Source organism: Legionella hackeliae, from assembly GCF_000953655.1.
GTDB classification, from domain to species: Bacteria; Pseudomonadota; Gammaproteobacteria; order Legionellales; family Legionellaceae; genus Tatlockia; species Tatlockia hackeliae.
Window position 1 is genome coordinate 1,761,216 of sequence record NZ_LN681225.1, and the last position, 16,250, is coordinate 1,777,465.

Sequence of the window (16,250 nt, forward strand, 5' to 3'; positions counted from 1 at the left end):
CCGTTTTGACCAACAAATCTTGCGTTCATACCAAAAAACGTTAAAGTAGAAAGTGTATTTTTTCTTTTACTATCAAGGGAGTTGACCGTGAAAAAAGTCGGACTAGTTCTATTTACTTTTGTGGGGTTTACCAGCTTATATGCAGCCGATCCAGCTCAATTAACAGGTACTCCTGAACAACAAATACAGCAGCTCAATAGCCAATTACAAACTCAACTAAAGCAACTACAAACCCAACAACAGCAACAAATTAATAACTTAAATGCGCAATTGCAAACCCAAATGAAGCAAATGCAAGCCCAATTACAACAACAAATTCAATCAGTAAACACCCAAACTCAAACTCAAATAAAACAAGTGCAGGCTGACCTCCAAAAACAAATTCAGCAAGTACAGCAGCAAGCTATTCAATCAAAGGGATAATCGCTGCACGGCAAATGAAATAATTCATTTGCCGCCTCTATGAATGTGATTTGCTGAGGCCTGCGCCGTTGGTAGGATAGTCATCTCTGTGACATCAACATGAAGTGGTCTCGTTGTGCAATAATAAATTGCATCAGCGATATCTTCAGCCAGCAGAGGTGCGAAATCTTGATAGAATGCTTTTGCTTTCGATTTATCTCCCCAGCGAACTTCGCTAAACTCAGTTTCTACAGCACCTGGTGCAATTTCAGTCACTCGGATTGGAGTACCTAATAAATCAAGTCGCATTGATTTGCTAATTGCCCTCACAGCATGCTTGGATGCGCAATATACATTTCCTGCGGGATAACATTCCTGTCCAGCAATCGAGCCAATATTAACAATATGCCCTCGATTTCGGTTTATCATGCCAGGAAGGATACATTTGCTGACATAAAGTAATCCTTTAACGTTGGTATCAATCATTGTATCCCAATTCTCAAATGAACCATGCTGAACAGGATCGCTGGATAATGCAAGACCAGCATTATTAATGAGAATATCAATGTTTTGCCAATTAGAGGGCAGGGAACCTAACGTTTGGATAACCTCGTCTTTCCTACGAACATCAAGCGGCAAAATCAAACAGTCAGTCTCATATACATTTTCTAATTCAGAAGCGAGTTGCTTAATGCGCTCCTCTCTGCGGGCACATAAAATAAGTTTTGCCCCATTTGCAGCAAACAATCGAGCACAGGCTTCACCAATACCGCTTGAAGCACCTGTAATCAAAGTAATTTTATTTTTTATACTTTGCATCAATAAAACTCCTATTGGCAGAGTTCAAATCATATGTGTACAGTACTAAATTCGTTAAAGAAGAGCAATTTTTATGAGTTGTTACTGCAAACACCTCGAGCAAATAATATTTAAGCAGACTTCCTCGCCCTTGCTCGCAAAGATATTGACTAAACGATGTTCATTGTAAGTGGGGCGAATACGAAACTAAGCAGCGTTATTGCGAACGCAGAAAAGTAAACTAAATGGATTCTTAAACCTTGTTCGCAATTAACATCACTTTTACGACACCACATGTTGCTGTGTTGCCGTTATTTCTAACTTTGAATTAGCCGCTGCATTTAACTCGCCATCAAGCGCAACACCATCAATGTTCTGCTGCATATTCTCTTCTGATTTTAAGTCTGTAGTGGCAGCGAAAAACCCGCTATCTGCAGCGCCCTTGAATTTTAGACGCTCTTTTTGATACTGGATACATACAGCTTCTTGTACAGCAGTAGGCATCATACCGACTGTCCCGTAAACTTTGACATTTCCGCTAGGTTTTTTATTCGCAGGATATTGTTTTACAGCATTTACAGCATCAATAAGATCCTTTATAAATTTATCCTCGAATCCTTTAACTAAGGTATGAACGTGTGTTAAGCATAAATGAAATCCGGCTGGATTTTGTAATAGATTAAGTTTCCATCCCCGTTTATCTAATTCATCTGCAATCAAATGAGGATTTAAAGTATCACTACGAAATCCTAATACGGACCATTTAGGGTCACCATAAACATAAATATCACCTCGCTTGATGTTTTCTGACGAGGCAATTAATTTAGTCACGGCAGTTTGCAAACTCTGTCTAAGCTTTACAATCGTTTCAGCGATTTCCTGATATCTTTTTCGACCATAGTAGGAAAGGGTGGTATAAACTTCAGCGACTCGAGCACCACTGGTTGAACCATCTAAAATACCGGGAGTAGTATACAATCCTCCACACCAATTTAAGGCTGCATAAACGGCTAGAGCAGGAGAGTTTTTAGCAAAAAGACAAACTGAAGTCCCCTTGGAACAAAAACCATATTTATGGGTATCTGCGGAAATTGATGTTACCCCTGGTACCCGAAAGTCCATTGGTGCTTCTGAGGTATCCAGAAAAGCAGTTAAAAATCCACCCAAACATGCATCGACATGAAATGGAACATTTTTTTCTTGGGCTAACTTTCCTAAATCTTCAATGGGATCATTAATACCATTCATAAATGATGGTGCTGAACCAACCATGACGGCGGTATTAGAGGATATATATTTTCGCATGGTTTCAGCAGTGACAGCCCCTGTTTTCTTATCAACAGGAACAGTAATTAATGTAGCTCCTGTAAGATCTGCAGCCTTCTTAAATGCTGCATGTGCTGTTTCTGGCACTACAATTTCAGGATGCATAATGCCTCTTGCTCGGGCATGGATAACGTATGCAGCCATTGCCTCGATAATGCTCGAAGTGCCGCCATGAGTTAACAGTCCATAGCCCTCGTCTGACCCATGAAACAGGTTTTGACACCAACGAATAATTTCTGCCTGCATCGCATTAATTCGTGGCCATTTATCATGCATCGGATTAGTTAATTCAGTCTTCGCATATACTTCTTTTAGTGCTTCGATAAGTTCTTGAGGATGTGTGGTATAAAGAGCCCCGGAATCCTGGCCATCGCCATCTCCTAATATAAACTCTCTTGCCTTGTCACCTTCTTTAATCGATTCAAAGTTAAAGAGACAATTTTTAAGGTCAATCTCAAATTGTTTTAAAATTTCAGCAGGAGGTCTCCCGGTCTCAGGAATCTTCTCTAACAACGTCATTTGCTTACGTTGCAGCTCTAATTTCTCCCTTAAAGACTGTAGGTTTTTATTAAGTTCTGCATCAAGATATTTCTGAACTAAAGGAAAATTTTTAGACATCCCATAGGCTGCGTCAAGTATTCGTTGTTTAGGCGTTTCACTATGACGAGCACGGAAAGCACGAGCTATCCAAGGATTATGGTATTGATTATAAAGAAAATAAAGTGCTGCTGTGGCTAAAACAAGAGTATGCGCCGGGGTATCTTGAAAAGTCTCGTCAAAGGTTTCGACTGCAGCGGATAGTAATTCAACAATTGTACCAAACATTTTATAACATCCTTTGTTGTCCTGGAGGAGGTATATTAAATTTTTTTCACTCACTGTCTACTCTTTGAAAAAAAATTTTTTGAGTCATAAAGTATTCCATATTTAAAAAGATTTGAAATTCTCATGGCATTTTAAGTGAACTTGCATTTATTATACAAAGCAGGAAATAATTTTAGAGTCATGGAGTTATGTTGCTATCATTAAGAGCCGTCTTAATAATTTTTGCCATTTGTTCTACTTTTGGCTGCACGAATTTAGGACCAAGAGTTATTAGTAAGGATAGGATCGATTATAACCAAACCTTGCTACTTTCGGATGCAAAGCAAATATTGTTCAATATTGTGCGCTCCCGTTATCTTGAATCAAATTATTTCCTGAAAATCAGCAACATAACCGGCCAATACGCCTTAGGCGTCAACACAGGTTCTCGCGGGAATTGGTTTTTTGATAATCTTGGATATCATACTCAAACTTACCAGGGAGAGCTTGGAGTAGGGTACCGTGATGCACCAACTATTAGCTATATCCCCTTAGAAAGTTCGGGATTTGTTAAACTAGTCCTGCAACCCATTACCCTTAACGAACTCTACTTAATGAGTTATGGTGACACTAAAGAAATTAGTGCGCTAATGCGTCTTGTCATTAAACGAATGGGAAATGTCATTAATATTGGTGATGCGTCATTTCCTGACTCGACAACAATACCACATTACACGGAATTCTCTCACCTAATTTACTTGGTTCGTAGTTTACGTCTAAAAAATCAGGTAGGCTTTTATTATGTGAAAAAAGACAAACATTACTCTTTATATTTCACGCCAGATGGAGTTTACACTCCTGAAGCAAGAGAAATCAGACAATTGCTTCGCATTTCCGGCACCCCACAAGAAATTATTTTAACTGAAGAGTTTCCTCCCACTCAAAAGAATGCTGTTTTCATACAAACTCGCTCAGTTTTGGGTATCATTTCTATGTTGTCTCATAGTGTCCTCGTTCCCGATGAACATAAACGAAAGGGATTAGTTGAGATAACAAGAGACAAGGACTTAAGAGAGTTTGATTGGTCAAGAATAATGTGCTCAATGATGACAATTTATTCATCCAAAGAAGCGCCATCAAATGCCTACGTCAGTATTTACTATCAAGGATATTTCTTCTTTGTTAAAAATTCGGACCGGCGTTCAAAGTTAACACTTGCAATTATCCAACAATTCATTTCAATGAAGGGTACTTATGAATCAAGCGGTCCTCAATTAACATTACCTTTAAATTGAGGACTGATTCAATCGATGCAAATAATCTTACTAATGGTGAAAGGTATGCTGTGTTGCATTCGGCAAATTAATACAAAAGTTGAACTGCACTTATCTAGAATTTACACCTCTGATTTACTTTAAACGATCATACTGTTCATTTTATTCCAACATTGATATATTTATAGTCAAATCTGTACGTTGGACTTTGAGCAATATGCCTTACTTTTTCTTAAATTACGGTGGTCCAGGAGGGCGCTGGTGGACGCAAAATAGCTCTGATATAGCAATTCTTAATAAGGCCTGTATTGATAATTACGGCTCACCAACGCGACAATTAACTTACAAGATTAAAGGAATAACAGTTACTGTGTGCACTTATGGAATACACAGAGCACTACTTCTACACCTTCCTGATGGTGCTTCTCATGAGACAGATGCACTATTCCGTCAAGCAGCAAAAATAGGTACTGAGCTTTGTGGCAACGAATACAAATTATTAAGTAATAATTGCGTTTCTGCGGTAGCCCAAGTATTAAACTGCCTTGATAAAAACATTGCAGCAAATGTAGTGCTACCATGAACTCTCGATGCATGCCTAAAGAAGTACTGTGGCGATTACCACTCAAATGCCACAGCAAATGAGTTTATTACAAAATATCAGGAAAAAATTAATCAAGAATTTTTTTCATTACTACGAAAAGGGCATTGGACAAAAGAAAGAATTCAATCTTCTGAAGATATTATTCATCATGCCTATGGTAAAGCAGGAGGAACGGGAGAGCGCACAAAATCAAGCTTGATTGAATTAGGCTGGGTAATTGAAGATAAAAATCGTATTTTGCGCCCAACTGAAAAGGCTCCTCTTGATTTTAAAACAGGCCTCGAAGCCTATAACAAGGATTATGAAAAAGTTCAGCGTTTACAGAGCGCATTTATAAAAAAGAAGCTAGCTTTATCTCTAACCATGCCCGTGAATTTTTCAAAGACAATCCAGACTATGCAACAGCATTGGACCGAATTCAAAAGCAAGCCTCTAAAAACCCCAAAGGTGCTTCCGCAAAAACAGTTACTGCCATTTAGTGAAGCAATCCACACCAAAGCCTAATTGAAAACTACTTTGTTTTCGTGGATAAATTTTTTTAGTTTTCTATGTGTAATCACAAATCCAGGAATCATAGGCAACCAATACGTTAAACCTCTAAAAAGTATCGTGGCGGCGAGGGCTGACTCGAGAGGTAAACCTAATACATGTAACATCCCAGTCAGACTTCCTTCAAATACTCCCAATCCTCCAGGTATCAATGCGATTGTACCAACAGCTTGAGCAACCACTTGTGCAGCAAAAACTAACGAAAAATCCAGATTAGCATCCAGTGCAAGTAAAACCATGAATAACGTTAAAGCATCACAGAGAAAAATACCCAGTTGTAAAACAACAGCAGGTACACTAACCATAGGCTTAAGCAATACTCTAGGGTGAAGCTTTTTGACTGCTGAAAACATAGCTTCCAGAGGCTTAAATTTTTTTAAAAATTTAGGCAACGTACTATTACGGGCACGAATCCAAAGATAAATCCCTGCAATAAAAGCGAATATCATAATAAAGGTAAAAATGACGGCCAGGACAATTAGCACTTTCCCAAGACTTTGGTGAACCCAAAGAGTACCAATCGCCAATAGGAATGCTATAAAATAAGCAATTTGACGACTAAAAATATTTAAAGCAATAGCCAGGGCAACTGGCTTTTTTGGCATTTTATGATCCAATAAATATTGGGTTACAAGGGTAGTACCACTTAAACCGCTGGAGGTATTGTTTGATTAACAAACAATTGGGACAAACTGAGTAAAACCAAATTTAAAAATGAAATTTTTTGATGATGACGCCACAATGCAATCCACCAAACGCTTGCCAGACATACATAGGTACCTACTTGAAAGAGTAACGCCAAAATCAGCCAAAGAGGATTAATTTGTTGTATTAACAGAACGAATTAACTGAGCTCTGTGAAATGAAAATAAACGAGAACAAAAACAATTAGCAGAAAAAATCCAATAATCCATTTATTAATTCTTAATTTCACAACCCCATTAATCCCTTATAGTTTTTCATCTATTGTATTAGATAGCTCTTACTAAAACCATGCAGCGATTTGATTTTATGACACCCATTGATATTACAAATCTTATAAGGGGTAGAGATATTGTGACCTGAGTAAAAGGTGTCAGATAGTATAAAGCTAACCCACCAATGGTAAGGAGGTTATGTTAAATTTTATATGTACCTTTTTTAGCAGATTCTGTTGTCAGTAAAGCGAGTATCTCCTTATCCACTGGAAGTCTATTTCTTGCATCTACAAAAACATCATAACCTAAAGAGAAATTATGAGTAAATGTTTCTTGAGGTGCTCCATGTGTAGAGCTGTCGAAGGATTTCCTTAGGCCTAATTTATTTGTGTCAAAATTAAAATAGTTATTCAAAATCGAATCAAGATGAAAGGCAATATTTTTTACTGGGATATGAACTAAAGCTTTTTGAGCACGAGTGATTTTATCTTTGGAATTGACCACGCTAAAATAATTTATCCCAGATAGAAATGTTAATGGCGTAGGTAACGTAACTATTAGTGGTGATTTTTCATCAATCTTTTCATAGATTAGGTTTTGTTTTTTTTGTAAATCAATTAAGTAAAAATCTTCTGGTTTCAACATTCCAAAAGAAGGAGTCACACATTCCGTTGTTTGTTGAGAAACACCCAAAACTGGATCAATTTCAAATTCAAGCAATTTTTTTATGATGTCATTTGCACGCAAAAATGAAGCCCAATGAATTGCTCTCATGCCGGTATCGTCAGGAATATTAACATCCACATTTGGATGTTCAAGTATTGCTCTAGCAATTTCAATGTTACCTGTTTTCAAAGCTAATAATAATGGAGTATTACCTAAAGCTTTTTCATTAATTAGTCTAGATACTTTTTTGTCATTATCGATTAATGCTAATGCCAACTTTGTATTAGATCCTAAGATGGCTAAATGTAATGGCGTATTTCCTAATAGGTCCAATTCAATCTTATCTTTAGGCATTTTGGGTTCCTATATCGACAGGTTGATTTCAACTTAAGCATAGATGATCTTTTTTTACAATGACCAGATTTTATAAAAATAATTGTATAATATTTTGACATTCACCCTTCATTTACTATACTTAAAGTGTAGGTTCAGTGAGGCGCAAGCCTCGTATTTTACCTACTTGCGAAACCACCTTCGGGTGGTTTTTGTTTTATTAGCCCTCATCAACATGGAAGAGGATATGGGGTTTGATCCCTATCACCAAAAGGAATTTCTCTAAAATATGAGTCATATTATCCATATAATCTAACTGTGAACTGGTGCCGAGATAAACAGATAGTTTAAAAATAAATATCTCGATATGCCTAAGTTTACTGTCAAAAAAGATTATTATTTGCTTGATATAAAAATAGATGGTTTAAGAGGCCATGGGGTCGGTTTGACCAAACTTCTATGCCGACTTTGCGATGATTTTTATAGTGAAGATTTTCTCTATGGAATTGCGACTAGGCTATATTCCATCAGCCTATTGATAAAGAACTTTTGATACTGAAAAGCCATGAAACTCCTTGATGGTATCAATAAAAGATATGGGCCTAGATTTTATGATTTTGTCCTATAACAAAAGAAACAATATTAACATCGTTTACTATTAGAATTTGGCCTGTGTGTCATTTCAGCCTAGGTACCAATTAATTCACGAAACAATCAAAGAGCAATTTGGTATTCATCAGATTGAAATTTGCAACCCGTTAAGCTTTAAAAGCATATTGTAAGATATGGAGAACCCAATGAAACGTGTAAAAAAGACAACCCCTACTAAAGAAGCAAAACAAATTCAACAAGGGGAATTAGAGAAAGTAAATGGCGGTAACAATCAACAAACCCAAACCTCTTGCACGACTTACCCGGATGGTTCACGAGTATGCACTGGACAATTAGGTCCTGTTGTCAAGGCAAAATAACACATCATGCTGGACAGTACAGAAATTACGTCTAAGCTCAGCTTATCCTGTTTATGCGACTAGTTTATTGGTATAAAATTCCCACGGCGGATGTCGATAAAGTTACATGGACTACTACTTGCCACATCACACTATCAAAAGTTTGTTTGCTTGTATCAATGAACGTTCTTAACAAATGAATAGAAGAAATACCGATTAGCAAGTGCTAGCTTATTCTTCATTGCTCCAGCATCAATGTGATCTAACCATTTCGGGCCTGATCGGGGTGATCACTTAAATTAAGTCGGGAAACAAACGTTTCATACTCGAATAGAAAATGACTTATCTTAAAAACGCCGAAGGAAGCTCTGACACTCTTGTTGTGTAATGGGGTGATTTTAATTGTCGCTTCATTCACCAAGATTTTCAAAACCCCTTCCGCGGTCAATCACATCGTTCTTGGTACCTATTTTTGATTATCCCATCAATCAGTGTCATCACTTTTTCTGTTTTCAATGATGTTCTCATCGGCCTCCTGAATAAATCCAAAAATCAGATTGAAGGCCGCCAAATGAACACGCGGACATGATGGATTGTTTGGGTGCAATTTCTTCCAATTTCAAACAAGGTTTTATTGGGAGTTCTAAGACCGTGCGCTGCAACACCACATCAAAAACACATTTTTAAAAGAATAAATGGGCTTCCCATAGTGCCCTCATTCCAAAGTGGATTGAGTCAAGGATTAATTTTCGCTTTGAATATAATCATATCGAATATAAAGTCACCAATTTTGTAAGCCTTTATGGCCTTCTGTGGACGTAGGGTCGCTTTTGTCACAACTTAGTTCTCCTTTGATTGAAATAGTTGGCACTATTCTCCGACGTACACAGAAGGCCAAAGATAGCATGCGATGATTCTAGCTTGCTCAATAAATAAAAGAGGAGGTCCAGCATGGCTGATACCCGTACTAATGTGACAAAACACCAAAACATACTCACTGTCAATTTTTACACCCCGACAGGTAATTTACCGTATGATTTTTCTTGTTTTTTCAAAGATCAGCTTACTTTAGGTCAAAAAATTAAAGATATTAATTCCGCAAATATTTGGAATAGAGCGGAAGTGCCGAGTATAACTTTCCAAATGAAAAACTTTGAAAAGATTTGGACGCATGCCCAGGCAGATTTTCAATTAGCCTTATTACTCTATTTTGCAAATCATTACTCACATTATGAAATGAAATCGATCGGAGTTGAAAATAGATACGCAATTAACATTGCGCACGACTATGTAGGAAAAGCCAAAATTGTTTTTCAAAAATCTCAACAATATTTTTCAAATAACGTGGCTAACACTTGCATGAAATGGGTTGAATGTTGGGAAGATTTAACAAAAGAATATACTGCACAGCTGAGTAATCAATTTGATAAATCAGAATTAAGTAAACGAAAAGCTATTATGGAAGGGGTGAGCTATTGGTATGCGAGTTTTGACGATAAAGGAATAAAAGAGAAAAAAGCCATAGAGACTACCCAAGCTTATTTCTTAGCAACAAAAAGTGCCGCTCATAACCACGCTCATAAGATGTATAAAATAATGGATGATACTTCCTTCAATATTTTGGAAGTTTACAATCAATCTAAAGAAATAGGTAAAATCACTCAATTTAATTATTTCTTTACTCGCTATCAATTAGAATTTATGTCTCATTTGCAAGTTACCATGCAAAATTATTTTGAAATAATGCTTACTCATCACTATACAGAGAAAAAAATTGAAGCGATTTTTTCATCAGGAAAAGAGGTTGATATCCAAGAAGCTAGAAATTTTTTCTCCTATTATAAAAAATGTCTTGAAGAAAGTATAAAGCTATACGGCTTAGAACCTTTAAGCGACATAGGCGGTTATGTTCCATGGTCTGATGAAGTCAAAAAGACAGCTGCAATGAGAAAGCTAACCGAAATAAGCCAATTACAAGCTAAATTTGATAAAAGTTATGAGGCTTATTTTAAAAATAAAAATAGAGTTTTGGATTCTGAGTTTATTAATTTATTTTTAAAAGAAGAAGAATCTGAAAAATCCAAGCCGAATGCTTCGAACAATAAAAAAAATGATGGAAGTAAAAGTGCTAAAAAGAAGAAAAAAAAGCATAAACCGTCGACTAAAATTAAACCAGGAAAAAAAGAAGAAAACGATGAAAATAGTGATGAAGAAGTAAATCAGAATGCTGTTGAAAAAAGCCAGGAAGAAATTGCAAGCAAACTTTATCAAGAAGGAAATTATGCGCAAGCTATTACGGTCTTAGAATCTGCCTTAGGAGATGGGCTAACAAATCCGATTACATTAAGAGATTTGCAGAATCTTCACACGCTCAGTGAATATTATTTATGTTTAGCTCAAACTGGATCTAAGAAAAAAAATACTCAAACTGCAAAAAAATACTTAGAACTTGCTAAAAATAAGTTACTAACCACGCTGTCTTTAATGGATAAATCATCAAAAGAATTCCAGGAGTGGTTTAGTGTTTTAATCCTCATTGAACCGAACGCTGCCAACCATTTTAGGGATGAACAACCTGAAATTTCCCATGCAAAATTGGTTGAGCCTACCCCCCGAATAGAAATAAATGACAAGCCTAATAAAATATATATTCCGATTCAGAGTTATTTTTTGCAAAAGATAGAAAGCGCCTTAAAGAGTGAACAAGAAAAAAGGGCAAAAAGAACGAAGAAAAACATTAAGCAGCTGGAGGCATACCTTGTAGGTGGATTTGTACGAGATTCCTTAGCAAACCTTGAACCTAATGATTTTGATTTGGTAATTAATCTTGAGTTAGAAGAAATTAAATCAATTTTAGAGGCTCACGGTATTTATGGGAGAATTATAGGAAAACATCATCCCATTTTAATTGTTATTAATCCCGATAATCCTGATGAAGATGTAGATATTTCAACCTTAAAGGGTGATTCACTCCAAACTGATGCTGAATCGCGTGATTTTAAAATTAATTCACTTTACTATAATTTATTTGATCGTACTCTTCATGATCCTATGCAAGGGCGCGAAGGTATCAAGAATGGAAAAATTGAAACTAATTATGATGCGGATAAAAGCGTCAAAGATGATCCATTGCGCATGCTTCGTGCGATTCGATTGAAAAATAAAAATGATAATGCGAAAAATGCTTGGAGGATAACGGAAGAATTGAGTCAGGCGATTAAAAAGAATGCTAGTTCTATTGTAACTCCAGAGGCATTTCCGGAAAGAAGATTTTTGGAATTTAAAAAAATAATTAACAATAGCAAAGGACATTCGCTACTAACAATCATAGATGAATTGAACGAATTTAATCTATTAACGCATCTCTTTCCATTCGTTGATTTAAAAAACTCACATCAAAGAATGTTAATTAAGCGAATGTCGGAAGAAATAAATAGAGAAAAATCGCCATGTTATAAGGATATAGTTTTTTTCCTTGCAATTATGATGTGGACGCCTATGGCGAAATACCTTGAAAAGATAAGATCTGAAAAATTTAATGAAAAATCCGGCGAATTAGCAAATCAAATTAAAGATGAAGTTAATAGATTATTAACTCACTATGCTGCTGTTTTTAAAATTTCTTCTAGAGAAAAATCCGGGATACTTATTTTATGGCATGAATATTTAAATGTTGTCCATAGTATTCCATTAAATGACGGTGAAGATTTTTCTAAATTTAAAGTGGATGCTATGAGTAATCGTGCTACCATTTTTAAAAATTTACTTGAAAGTACGTCTCAATTGATGGAAAAACCTTATAATGCGAAAGTTACTTTTATGCCTCCGCCTTCGAATGTTTATCCACCAAATAATGCAACATTAGGACTTAAAACTAGTTTAAAGAAGTAAATATTAAAATATTTAGCCTGGAAATTTACTGCTGGCACTTGCCAGCAGTAAATTTCATTTTAATCGTTTCAAGCTTCGAAAGGAAAGTATAGTTGATTCATTAATTTGACCTTATCATTATTTATCTGAGTTAACCGCAGATATGACGGTTCTAGAAATCATACACATTTTACTATGCTAGTCAGCCGGAGATGGAGGCGACGATAGAAAGTCTTTTTGAGAGTTAAGCAAGTTGTATAACAGAGAAAATAAAATGAAATTTGCGTGTAATATAGATAAAACAGATCGAATAAACCGGACAATAATTGGGGCGGCACTTTGTATTGCAGCACTTTTGGGGATGGGAAAGTATTTTTATTTTGTTTTAGGGCTAGCATTGATCGTAGAGGGTATAATTGGTTGGTGCTCAATCCCATATACGCTGAGTAAGATTAAGCGATTGTTCCAAAAGCGAAATTAGGACTATATAAATTTGAATCAGCTTAATGTCCATTATCATTAGACAGTTATAGTCGAGCTAACGTGCGTATTTCAGATCAAATGTTATTGCAGCTCTTACTGGCTTTTATAGAGAGAAATATGCGCGTGTAGATTTATTTTGGGTTCAGAATGAATTTCGTAATCAAGTGCTTGGAAGAAAGTTGATTTTGAAATTGGAAGAATTTATTACAACAAAAGGATGCCGCTATATTCAGCTGGATACGTTTGACTTTCAGGCACGATTTTTATGAAAAATTAGGGTTTGAATGATCGATACTATATCCAAGTGGGTTGAAGATAGGGATTATCACTTCATGAGGAAACTCATCCCTTGATTGAACTGCACCCGAACCATTAAATAAATCTATATTTTGGCAATTTAATTGGCTGTTACAAATCAAACGGAAGGCCAGTGAAAATTAAAAAACATAAGAAATTACGGAGTTATTTAAAGTTGGTTTAGTAATTCTGAAATTGCAAAGCAGCTTGGTATTGGTAAGACTTCTGTAAGATGGGTACTTTTTAAAAATGAGATTGTAGTATGGAAAGAAAAACAAATCTTAAGGCTTTAAAGCTTGATGATGAAACAGAAAAACAAATTGATCAATGTCTCAATTTAGTAAAAGAAATTTTTGGACAAGATTTACTTGGAGTATATCTGTATGGATCATCAGTATTAGGTGGATTACAAAAATATAGCGACATTGATTTACTTGTAGTATCTGACCGATCTACAACCTATGCAGAAAAGACTAAATTATCTACCAATTTACTTCAGATTTCTGGTGTTTATATGAAAAGCACAAAATTACCAATTGAATTGACAATTGTAAAGAAAGCAGAAATTAATCCTTGGCATTATCCACCTCACTTCGATTTTCAATACGGTGATTGGTTTCGCACACAATTTGAAAGTGGCATTATAGAACCGTGGCCAACTAAAGAAATGCCTGATCTGGCTTTACTTATTACTCAAATTTTATTAGCTAGCAAAACATTACTCGGTGCTAATCCAAATCAATTACTCTGCAAAGTTCCTTACAACGATTTTATGAGTGCTACAACAGATGCATTACAAAATCTCACCTCGGAACTGAATAGCGATACTCGTAATGTATTGTTAACATTTGCTCGCATCTGGAGTACTGTAGAGACTGACGCTATTCGCTCCAAACCAGCTGCAGCAAATTGGGCTATTGAGCGCTTACCTGAAGAATATTGTTCCATTATAAAAAGGGCCCGGGCAATTTGTACGGGAGAAGAAAAGGAAGATTGGGATGATGTACGTGAACTTATAAAGCCTTGTGCTGACTTTATAATAGACCAGATTAATAATAAAGTTATTGAGATTAAATTATCAAATAATACAACCAAATCCATAAATCTCGCTGACCTTGATATTTAAGGGACTAGAAATTTATAACCGTAGGATTTCGCATTCCGGCCTACTAGTCTAACCAGGCAACCCCGTTTAAGTGTAAAAATTGAACATGACCCTTTTTTACCAAGATCCCGGCCCGAGGTCAATCGGGGCAGACAAACGGCCCTTAGATTCAACTGATTAGTGCAACTTTAATCACTTTCTTATATACATATGGTAGGTAGGGAGACTGAACCAATGATTATAATTGAAGCAAAGGATGCAAGGTGGCTGCTACTTTCTCTCTCTTTACCTGTTGTTGACGGTCATTTAGCAAACTTTGATGGCACTACTGCTGACATCGGTGGTGGTGGGGCAGGGCCTATATCGGTGGCTATTGTAGGATTAACTCTGCATCAGTAGTTGTTGCATGCACTGTAACTGTAAATGGTTTTGATGTTACATTTTCTGCAGATCCAGTCGCTGCTTGTGCAGTGAATTATGTGGCTTTTGTTGCAGCTCAATAATTCGTATATGGGCAAAGGAATGGCCATTTTAACTATTGATTTTATCATCTATCAGCTTTGCCAATTCCTTATAGGCTTCAATGTTAACGTGTATTCCATCCGGTGAATATTTTGCCATTAACCCTTTTTTGGATTAGAGAAAATAGAATTTTTTATACCGGTTCGGCTAGATAAAAAAATTTCATCGTAGGTGTCTTGATTATTTATATACATTTTTTCGAATCCGTTCTCAAAACAATTTTAATCTAATAGTATTTTAAAGTTTCTTTTTAAAAAAGTCCTGCCAATGTCTTGTGACAGATAACGTACCTTATCCATCACAAAGAGGGTGTAATGGGGAAAAATAAAAATGAGACCCTATGAATTTCCTGGACGAGCAAAATTCGAAAAATCAAAAGTTTGTGATAGATAAGATTTTCCATCCCTTGGATGTTCATTTTATACCAATTCACTTTCTGCCTGGTTGACTTATTATTGCTCAGTGCATGTTAAAGGGGCGCCTGAAAAAACTGAACAAGCAAAAATGAAAGACCTGTCGAAATTTATTAATTTCTTTCAAATGGAAGTAGGGCATGATTTGGTGGATAGTTGGACACCTGCTGTTAATAAACATTTTCAGAAACATTTATGTAAAACAATTTCCGAGAAAACAGGAAAACCTTATAAAGCGACTTCTATTAATAGAACGATGGCAACAATTCGCCATGTAGGTCGCTGGCTTCATCAGCAACGTCCTTTAGTAGAGGGCGACCCTTTAGCGCAAGTTAATGATTTACAAACGGATGCACCCGATTGGAATGGTTTGACCTCCCGACAATTAATGAGATTAAAGTCAGCTTGTGAACAGCGCATTAAAAGTTGTACTCGCAAAAATCAAAATCCATTAATGGAAACTGCACTTTTTTATTTGTTACTTGGAACGGGTCTTCGTGAGTCCGAAGTGGTATCTTTGAACGTTAGACAAACTAAAGCAGCATTTAAGAAAAATTGAACTAACAGTCGAAGATTCAAAAAAAATATTGTCCCTATTAAGTCAAATGAATATTAGTAGAACTAAACTTATGCTCACCTATGACAATGTGGCATTAGAAATCAAAAATCAATATCCATTCAAAAAAAATTAACTGTTTTCATAAATCTTAAAGTGTTTAACGCTCAAAAAATTTTGAATATCTGATATTACAGATAGCTAAACTTTCCAATCCAAAAGGAGAAAACTTTCTGGTCTCAAAAAAATGGCCGGTTTCGAAGATCAAATTCGTGAATCTCAAAATTGACTATACTTTAGATTTTTGGAGAAGTATTTTGTTAAATTACCAATTACTTAAAATTGATTTGTATAATGAAAGGCTACAATTAGCCTCTGTTA

General features: G+C 35.9%; 16 protein-coding genes and 1 pseudogene. 11 read left to right on the forward strand and 6 right to left on the reverse strand.

The window, feature by feature from the left end; genetic code table 11:
- The first annotated feature begins 87 nt into the window (after nt 1-87).
- The gene (locus LHA_RS07875; protein ID WP_052673642.1) at nt 88-423 is read left to right on the forward strand and encodes a hypothetical protein; all 336 of its coding nucleotides are present in this window, start codon (nt 88-90) and stop codon (nt 421-423) included.
- Nucleotides 424-447: 24 nt separating this feature from the next.
- Here LHA_RS07875 and LHA_RS07880 read toward each other — a convergent pair whose 3' ends face one another.
- Both LHA_RS07880 and LHA_RS07885 read right to left on the reverse strand, forming a co-directional pair.
- Nucleotides 448-1,221, reverse strand: a complete 774-nt coding sequence (locus LHA_RS07880; protein WP_045106055.1) for an SDR family oxidoreductase — start codon at nt 1,219-1,221, stop codon at nt 448-450.
- A gap of 261 nt (nt 1,222-1,482) precedes the next feature.
- Nucleotides 1,483-3,351 (reverse strand): pyridoxal phosphate-dependent decarboxylase family protein, encoded by a 1,869-nt coding sequence (locus LHA_RS07885; RefSeq protein WP_065238339.1) that lies wholly within the window; start codon nt 3,349-3,351, stop codon nt 1,483-1,485.
- A gap of 188 nt (nt 3,352-3,539) precedes the next feature.
- Here LHA_RS07885 and LHA_RS07890 point away from each other — a divergent pair, with 188 nt between their 5' ends.
- The 3 genes from LHA_RS07890 (at nt 3,540) to LHA_RS07905 (ending at nt 5,712) form a co-directional block, all read left to right on the forward strand.
- Nucleotides 3,540-4,625: a hypothetical protein gene (locus LHA_RS07890; protein WP_045106056.1), complete on the forward strand. Its 1,086-nt coding sequence runs from the start codon at nt 3,540-3,542 to the stop codon at nt 4,623-4,625.
- A gap of 196 nt (nt 4,626-4,821) precedes the next feature.
- Nucleotides 4,822-5,187, forward strand: a complete 366-nt coding sequence (locus tag LHA_RS07895) for a hypothetical protein (protein ID WP_045106057.1) — start codon at nt 4,822-4,824, stop codon at nt 5,185-5,187.
- A gap of 216 nt (nt 5,188-5,403) precedes the next feature.
- Nucleotides 5,404-5,712: a hypothetical protein gene (locus LHA_RS07905; RefSeq protein WP_045106059.1), complete on the forward strand. Its 309-nt coding sequence runs from the start codon at nt 5,404-5,406 to the stop codon at nt 5,710-5,712.
- On the opposite strand, the gene LHA_RS07910 is transcribed toward LHA_RS07905, so the two are convergent.
- Both LHA_RS07910 and LHA_RS07915 read right to left on the reverse strand, forming a co-directional pair.
- Nucleotides 5,709-6,362 carry a lysylphosphatidylglycerol synthase transmembrane domain-containing protein gene (locus tag LHA_RS07910; protein WP_045106060.1) on the reverse strand — a complete coding sequence of 218 codons (654 nt, stop codon included), beginning with the start codon at nt 6,360-6,362 and terminating at the stop codon, nt 5,709-5,711. The two genes, LHA_RS07905 and LHA_RS07910, sit on opposite strands and share 4 nt — an antisense overlap.
- Nucleotides 6,363-6,875: 513 nt before the next feature.
- Entirely contained in the window at nt 6,876-7,694 is an 819-nt protein-coding gene (locus tag LHA_RS07915) for an ankyrin repeat domain-containing protein (protein ID WP_045106061.1), read from the reverse strand.
- A 776-nt stretch (nt 7,695-8,470) separates the two neighbouring features.
- Here LHA_RS07915 and LHA_RS16910 point away from each other — a divergent pair.
- Nucleotides 8,471-8,644, forward strand: coding sequence for a hypothetical protein (locus LHA_RS16910; protein ID WP_156413559.1), 174 nt, complete (start codon nt 8,471-8,473; stop codon nt 8,642-8,644).
- Nucleotides 8,645-8,708: 64 nt separating this feature from the next.
- Here LHA_RS16910 and LHA_RS17560 read toward each other — a convergent pair.
- Together LHA_RS17560 and LHA_RS17655 are read right to left on the reverse strand one after the other, a co-directional pair.
- Nucleotides 8,709-8,948 (reverse strand): annotated as a pseudogene (locus LHA_RS17560) (YqhA family protein); the annotation flags it as partial.
- A 17-nt stretch (nt 8,949-8,965) separates the two neighbouring features.
- Nucleotides 8,966-9,037 carry a DUF4113 domain-containing protein gene (locus LHA_RS17655; protein ID WP_082060393.1) on the reverse strand — a complete coding sequence of 24 codons (72 nt, stop codon included), beginning with the start codon at nt 9,035-9,037 and terminating at the stop codon, nt 8,966-8,968.
- Nucleotides 9,038-9,574: 537 nt separating this feature from the next.
- Here LHA_RS17655 and LHA_RS07920 point away from each other — a divergent pair.
- The 6 genes from LHA_RS07920 to LHA_RS17055 all read left to right on the forward strand — a co-directional run bounded on the left by LHA_RS07920 (nt 9,575) and on the right by LHA_RS17055 (nt 15,872).
- Nucleotides 9,575-12,514, forward strand: coding sequence for a tRNA nucleotidyltransferase/poly(A) polymerase family protein (locus tag LHA_RS07920; RefSeq protein WP_045106062.1), 2,940 nt, complete (start codon nt 9,575-9,577; stop codon nt 12,512-12,514).
- A 253-nt stretch (nt 12,515-12,767) separates the two neighbouring features.
- Complete coding sequence (locus LHA_RS07925) at nt 12,768-12,974, forward strand: YgaP family membrane protein (RefSeq protein ID WP_045106063.1); 207 nt, start codon at nt 12,768-12,770, stop codon at nt 12,972-12,974.
- A gap of 85 nt (nt 12,975-13,059) precedes the next feature.
- The gene (locus LHA_RS17505; protein ID WP_256597211.1) at nt 13,060-13,245 is read left to right on the forward strand and encodes a GNAT family N-acetyltransferase; all 186 of its coding nucleotides are present in this window, start codon (nt 13,060-13,062) and stop codon (nt 13,243-13,245) included.
- Nucleotides 13,246-13,535: 290 nt separating this feature from the next.
- On the forward strand, nt 13,536-14,399 hold the full coding sequence (locus LHA_RS07930; protein WP_045106064.1) for an aminoglycoside adenylyltransferase family protein: 864 nt from the start codon (nt 13,536-13,538) through the stop codon (nt 14,397-14,399).
- 213 nt (nt 14,400-14,612) lie between these two features.
- Nucleotides 14,613-14,777 (forward strand): hypothetical protein, encoded by a 165-nt coding sequence (locus tag LHA_RS16920; protein ID WP_156413558.1) that lies wholly within the window; start codon nt 14,613-14,615, stop codon nt 14,775-14,777.
- Between the two features lie 585 nt (nt 14,778-15,362).
- Nucleotides 15,363-15,872, forward strand: a complete 510-nt coding sequence (locus tag LHA_RS17055; protein ID WP_231861885.1) for a site-specific integrase — start codon at nt 15,363-15,365, stop codon at nt 15,870-15,872.
- Nucleotides 15,873-16,250: the final 378 nt, after the last annotated feature.

Excerpts from the sequence above, each read along its gene's own strand:
- LHA_RS07880 (WP_045106055.1), bottom strand. The coding sequence starts at position 1,221 with ATGCAAAGTATAAAAAATAAAATTACTTTGATTACAGGTGCTTCAAGC.
- LHA_RS07885 (WP_065238339.1), bottom strand. The coding sequence starts at position 3,351 with ATGTTTGGTACAATTGTTGAATTACTATCCGCTGCAGTCGAAACCTTT.
- LHA_RS07890 (WP_045106056.1), top strand. The coding sequence starts at position 3,540 with ATGTTGCTATCATTAAGAGCCGTCTTAATAATTTTTGCCATTTGTTCT.
- LHA_RS07895 (WP_045106057.1), top strand. The coding sequence starts at position 4,822 with ATGCCTTACTTTTTCTTAAATTACGGTGGTCCAGGAGGGCGCTGGTGG.
- LHA_RS07910 (WP_045106060.1), bottom strand. The coding sequence starts at position 6,362 with ATGCCAAAAAAGCCAGTTGCCCTGGCTATTGCTTTAAATATTTTTAGT.
- LHA_RS07915 (WP_045106061.1), bottom strand. The coding sequence starts at position 7,694 with ATGCCTAAAGATAAGATTGAATTGGACCTATTAGGAAATACGCCATTA.
- LHA_RS16910 (WP_156413559.1), top strand. The coding sequence starts at position 8,471 with ATGAAACGTGTAAAAAAGACAACCCCTACTAAAGAAGCAAAACAAATT.
- LHA_RS07920 (WP_045106062.1), top strand. The coding sequence starts at position 9,575 with ATGGCTGATACCCGTACTAATGTGACAAAACACCAAAACATACTCACT.
- LHA_RS07925 (WP_045106063.1), top strand. The coding sequence starts at position 12,768 with ATGAAATTTGCGTGTAATATAGATAAAACAGATCGAATAAACCGGACA.
- LHA_RS07930 (WP_045106064.1), top strand. The coding sequence starts at position 13,536 with ATGGAAAGAAAAACAAATCTTAAGGCTTTAAAGCTTGATGATGAAACA.
- LHA_RS16920 (WP_156413558.1), top strand. The coding sequence starts at position 14,613 with ATGATTATAATTGAAGCAAAGGATGCAAGGTGGCTGCTACTTTCTCTC.